Raw genomic sequence first — 5243 nt, 5'->3', positions numbered from 1 at the left:
AGGCAAGCCGTTGCCACCATGGGCATTCAAGATCCAGTTTGCCGTTCCGAGAAGTGATATGAAGCGATTTTTTGGATTCGCCGACTTTAACTATCCAGCTTTTGAGCAATTGCTTGATGGCTGTCGATAGGCGAAGGCCCGAATCACTGAAGCTCGGCCCTTCATCCACACCACGCCCCATGTCCCAACACCTGGGGTTGAGCGCGCAAGAGTATGAGCTGCTGCTGCGCCCGCGGCGCTTCGGCATGCTGGTTTAGGCGGTTTTTTACGGTGGCGTGCCGGGTGCCCGCCCGTCACTTGCTATCAATTCTGGAGCTGATTGCCCAGATACTTGCTGGGCTATAGGCCGATTTGACTCATAAACGAGCGAAGCACAGAGCCGGGGATGGCAGAACCTGCAGCGAAACGAAAAGGCTGGCCACCCGGTCGGGTCACCGCTATTGGCAAGCCCGTCGCAACATGGGCATACTGGCCCGCCCATATACAACACCCTGTAAAAGGATTCCATGCGCCATACCACCACCGTCCTCGGCTTTTCCATCACCCTGGCTTTTGTAGCCGGGATTGCGCTGTCACCGCTGGCCCAGCACGCCCTGCCCGATGCGCATGCGCAGGCCGYGCCCCTGGCGCCGGCGATGATTGACCTCGCCGCGCTCAAGCACAGCGACATTCCCGGCACCCCCAACCCTGAAATGAACGCGAAGGGCCTGGTCATCACCGACAACGCCACCATCGGCATCCAGTCGGGCAACGTGGCCAAACACATTCACCCGAAAACCGACGAGATCCAGTACATCATCGAAGGCAGCGGCGCCATGTGGCTGGGCGGCGAGCGCAAGGAGTTCAAGCCGGGCACGCTGATCATCATTCCCAAAGGCACGGCACACGGCGGTACGCTGGTGACCAGCGGGCCCGTCAAGGCGCTGGCCATCAAGATCCCGCCTCAGCCCAGGGACGACGTGACTTTTGTGAACTGAGCGAGCGCGCCTCGGTCAGCGAGGCGATTCAGCGCGGCGTACGCGGCGCCGCTGGGCGCCGCCTTGCAGGCGGGCGCTTCCGGGCCGCAGGCGCGGGTGTCGTCGCGACCTCCGGCCTGGACTCCGGCACCAGCAGCACAACTTCCTTCAGCCCCATGCCCAGCATGCCGAGCTCTTCCGCCGCGGCACGGCTCAGGTCGATGATGCGGTCGCCGCTGTAGGGTCCGCGGTCGGTAATACGGACGTCCACGTCGCGGCCGTTGACCAGGCTGTGGACACGCACCATGGTGCCAAAAGGCAGCGTGCGGTGCGCGGCGGTGAACTCCTGCATGTCAAAGCGCTCACCGCTGGCGGTGCGCCGGCCGTTAAAGCGCGGGCCGTACCAGGAAGCCTGGCCGCGCTGGAATTCGCGGGGCACTTCGCCGGCCAGCAGCGACGGCCTGGGTGCAGCGGCAGAAGGCGGCACCTCGTCGGCCATCTCACCGATCACGGGTGATGCATCGGTGGCGGGACGTGAAGGACGCGGCGCCGGTACAGCAGCACCAGCGCCCGGCGCGGTGGAGGGCTTGTTGGATGGCGGCGTGGTGCAGGCAGCCAGCAAGGCCAGCAGCACCGCAGCGCTGAGGGTGGCGGCAGACCGGCGGGCCCCCTGCTGCATGGATKGCGGCCTCAGGCTCGCTGCAGTCGCCCGATGATTTCGGTCGTCGCTGCCGCCTGGTTCATCGTGTAGAAATGGATTCCGGGCACACCGGCTGCGTAGAGCTGCTCGCACAAACCGCTGATCACATCAAGGCCGAAGCTCTTGATGGACGCGGTGTCGTCACCAAAGCCCTGCAGGCGCAGGCGGATCCAGCGCGGAATCTCGGCGCCGCAGGCATCGGAAAAACGCATGAGCTGCGTGGAGCTGGTGATGGGCATGATGCCGGGCACGATGGGCACGTCCACACCCAGGGCCTGCGCGTCGTCGACAAAACGGTAGTAGGCGTCGGCGTTGAAGAAATATTGGGTGATCGCCGAGTTGGCGCCGGCCTTGACCTTTTGCACAAAGGCCTGCAGGTCGGCATCGGCCGATCTGGCCTGGGGATGGATTTCCGGGTAGGCGGCCACTTCGATATGGAAAGTGTCACCGGTTTCGGCGCGGATGAAGGCCACCAGGTCGCTGGCGTAATGGAACTCGYCGCCCGCGCCGTAGCCGCTGGGCAGGTCGCCGCGCAGGGCGACCAGGCGTTTCACGCCCATGATCTGCAAGGTGGTGAGTTGCTGGCGCACGGTGGCCTTGGTGGCGCCCACGCATGAGAAATGGCAGGCCGCCGCCACGCCTTCGGCCAGGATTTCGTTCACCGTGCCGAAAGTGCCGTCTTGCGTGGAACCGCCCGCGCCAAACGTCACCGAGCAGAACTCGGGCTTGTGCGCATACAGCGCCTGGCGCGCCACACGCAGCTTCTCGGCGCCTTCGGGTGTCTTGGGCGGGAAAAATTCAAAACTGAGGGGAAGGTTCAGGCTCATCGCGGATCTCACTCGTCGTTATTTGTCGTATCGGTTTTGTTGTCACGCCGTTTGCCACGCGCAGGGCCGGGCTGGCCGGCATGCGCAAGTTCGGAGTCTTCGTGCGGCGCGCGGGAGGCGCGCATTTCGCTGCGTGGCACGCGCTTGGCAACCTTGCGCTGCGGTGCGGCCGGCAACGGCTGGTCTTCGCCTGCCACGTCCTGGCCCTTGACGGCCTGGATAAAAAATTCGCGGTTGCCGTCACCGCCTTCAATCGGCGACGCCAGCCAGGCTTTCACTTCCAGCCCCAGCGTTGCGCAGGCATCGCGCAGGCGCTTTTCGACAAACTCGAAATGCGCCGGGTCGCGCACGATGCCGCCCTTGCCGATCTGGCCGGGCTGCAATTCAAACTGCGGCTTGACCAGCATGAGCAGATCACCGCCGGGTTTGAGCAGGCGAACCACCGCAGGCAACACCAGCGTGAGCGAGATGAAGGACAAATCACCGGTCAGGAAGTCGAAGTTGGCTTCTGCGGCTGGGCCCGCTTCATCCAGGTCAGCGTCATCCTCATCGCCATCGAAGTCATCCGGAAAATCCATGTCGCCGCTGTCGCCGGCATGGCCCGCCACCAGGTTGGCGGCGGTCATGGAACGGGCATTCAAGCCCTCGACGCAAACCACACGCGGATCTTCACGCAGGCTGGCGTGCAGCTGGCCGTGGCCCACATCGACGCCCACCACCTGCAATGCGCCATGCTGCAACAGGCAATCGGTAAAGCCGCCGGTGGACTGGCCGATGTCCAGGCAACGCAGGCCGACCACGCTGAGGCCGGTGGCCTTGAGCGCACCTTCCAGCTTGAGCCCGCCGCGCGAGATGTACTTGGCTTCGGTGGTGTCCAGCAGCTGCAGTTCGGCGCCGGGCGGAATCTCGTCGCCGTTCTTGGCGACCTTCTTCCAGGCAGCATCGGCTTCGGGACGCCACTGCACCCCCGAAGCAATCAGGCGCTGGGCCTGCGAGCGGGTGGCGGCATGGCCGTGTTCGACGAGGAATAGGTCAGCGCGCATGTAGTGTCTTCCGGTATTCCAGCAACAGACTTAAGGGCGTAGCGAGCGGCCCGAGAGCAAGGCGCGGGCGTCAGGCAACCGGAATGCACTTGAGGTGCATGAGGATTGCCTGATCGGGACCCGCAACGCCGCTATCGGGTCGCGCGCCGCAGCCGAGGTTGACCAGGCGGCCCTTGGCCAGCAGGATGATGCGCTTGCCGTCCGGGAAGATCACGTGGTCGACTTGCGGCTTGATCTCTTCCCAGGTGCACTTTTCGAGTGCGGCAACGTCGATCTCGTTGTCGAAGTGGCCGATGTTGCAGACGATGGCCTGGTCTTTCATCTTCGCCATGTGGTCGTAGGTGATGACGTTCTTGTTGCCAGTAGCGGACACAAAAATGTCGGCCTTGTCAGCGGCGTATTCCATGGTCACGACCTTGTAGCCTTCCATCGCGGCCTGCAGGGCGTTGATGGGGTCGATCTCGGTCACCCACACCTGGGCGCTCAGGGCGCGCAGGGCTTGTGCGGAGCCCTTGCCCACGTCGCCGTAACCGGCCACCAGTGCGACCTTGCCGGCCACCATCACGTCGGTGGCGCGCTTGATCGCGTCGACCAGGGATTCGCGGCAGCCATACAGGTTGTCGAACTTGCTCTTGGTGACGGAATCGTTCACGTTGATGGCGCGCAGGGCCAGCGTGCCCTTGGCCGACATTTCATTCAAACGCAGCACGCCGGTGGTGGTTTCTTCGGTCACGCCGATGATGTTTTTCAGGCGGCGGCTGTACCAGGTCGGGTCTTGCGCCAGCTTGGCCTTGATCGAGTTGAAAAGGCAGATTTCTTCTTCGCTGCCGGGCTTGGAGATCAGGCTGGCGTCTTTTTCGGCCTTGGTGCCCAGGTGCATCAGCAGCGTCGCGTCGCCGCCGTCGTCCAGGATCATGTTGGGGCCTTCTTCAGGCGTGCCCTTGGCACCGCTGAATTCGAAGATCTTGTGGGTGTAGTCCCAGTAGTCGGCCAGGGTTTCGCCCTTGATGGCGAATACCGGCGTGCCGGCGGCGGCGATCGCGGCGGCGGCGTGGTCCTGCGTCGAGAAGATGTTGCACGACGCCCAGCGCACTTCGGCGCCCAGGGCTTGCAGCGTTTCGATCAGCACGCCGGTCTGGATCGTCATGTGCAGCGATCCGGTGATGCGCGCGCCCTTGAGCGGCTGCGCCTTCGCGAATTCTTCGCGGATGGCCATCAGGCCGGGCATTTCGGTTTGTGCGATGTTCAGTTCCTTGCGGCCCCAGGCGGCAAGCGAAATATCGGCAATGGTGTAGTCGGTGGAAGGTTTCAGGACGGCGCTCATTTGGTAACTCCAAAAGTCATAGGTCAAATTGGGCAAAATAGCCACRAGCCTGTGTGTCAATCGGGGAGTTTGTTGTTAGCCTCACCCGGCTTGAAAGCACATGCGGGTGAGCGTGGTTGCAAATGAAAGTCCTGAGCCTAGACCACATGGAGTGGGTTGCAACGCTCCTCAGGAAGCCGTGATTATAACAAATCACCCCCGTCCAGGCTCACTGGCGTGTAGCCCGTTCCCCCCTCAAGGGGGCGGCGCCTGGGGCCGGCGAAGCCGGACCCTCGGCCCCCACTGGTGAAATACCCCCGCTGCATACGCCCTGAATCTTCAAGCCAGCATGAGCCGTGGAACCGGCTTTGCCGGGCCACAGGCGGGCGGCCCCCTCGGGGGGCAGCGACCCAC

Annotated in this window: 4 protein-coding genes, 1 pseudogene and 1 riboswitch; of the genes and pseudogenes, 1 reads left to right on the top strand and 4 read right to left on the bottom strand. The window is 63.6% G+C overall.

What is annotated here, in order from left to right; all coding sequences use genetic code 11:
* The first annotated feature begins 506 nt into the window (after nt 1-506).
* On the top strand, nt 507-977 hold the full coding sequence (locus AC1D1X_RS17635) for a cupin domain-containing protein (RefSeq protein WP_477698775.1): 471 nt from the start codon (nt 507-509) through the stop codon (nt 975-977).
* 28 nt (nt 978-1005) lie between these two features.
* Here AC1D1X_RS17635 and AC1D1X_RS17630 read toward each other — a convergent pair whose 3' ends face one another.
* The 4 genes and pseudogenes from AC1D1X_RS17630 to AC1D1X_RS17615 all read right to left on the bottom strand — a co-directional run.
* Complete coding sequence (locus tag AC1D1X_RS17630; protein ID WP_477670058.1) at nt 1006-1635, bottom strand: septal ring lytic transglycosylase RlpA family protein; 630 nt, start codon at nt 1633-1635, stop codon at nt 1006-1008.
* Between the two features lie 11 nt (nt 1636-1646).
* Nucleotides 1647-2483, bottom strand: coding sequence for a methylenetetrahydrofolate reductase [NAD(P)H] (gene metF / locus AC1D1X_RS17625; RefSeq protein WP_477698774.1), 837 nt, complete (start codon nt 2481-2483; stop codon nt 1647-1649).
* An 8-nt stretch (nt 2484-2491) separates the two neighbouring features.
* On the bottom strand, nt 2492-3526 hold the full coding sequence (locus AC1D1X_RS17620) for a TlyA family RNA methyltransferase (RefSeq protein ID WP_477670060.1): 1035 nt from the start codon (nt 3524-3526) through the stop codon (nt 2492-2494).
* Between the two features lie 148 nt (nt 3527-3674).
* Nucleotides 3675-4850 (bottom strand): annotated as a pseudogene (locus AC1D1X_RS17615) (adenosylhomocysteinase); the annotation flags it as partial.
* Between the two features lie 101 nt (nt 4851-4951).
* A riboswitch (S-adenosyl-L-homocysteine riboswitch) is annotated at nt 4952-5026 on the bottom strand.
* Between the last annotated feature and the right edge of the window lie 217 nt (nt 5027-5243).

The organism is Polaromonas sp. P1_G4, from assembly GCF_056405475.1.
Note: the sequence above shows the minus strand (reverse complement) of the source record. Positions and strands in the feature narration are given on the sequence as shown.

What these genes read in the sequence shown, in the direction of transcription:
- AC1D1X_RS17630 (WP_477670058.1), bottom strand. Translation starts at nt 1,635, where the DNA reads ATGCAGCAGGGGGCCCGCCGGTCTGCCGCCACCCTCAGCGCTGCGGTG.
- AC1D1X_RS17620 (WP_477670060.1), bottom strand. Translation starts at nt 3,526, where the DNA reads ATGCGCGCTGACCTATTCCTCGTCGAACACGGCCATGCCGCCACCCGC.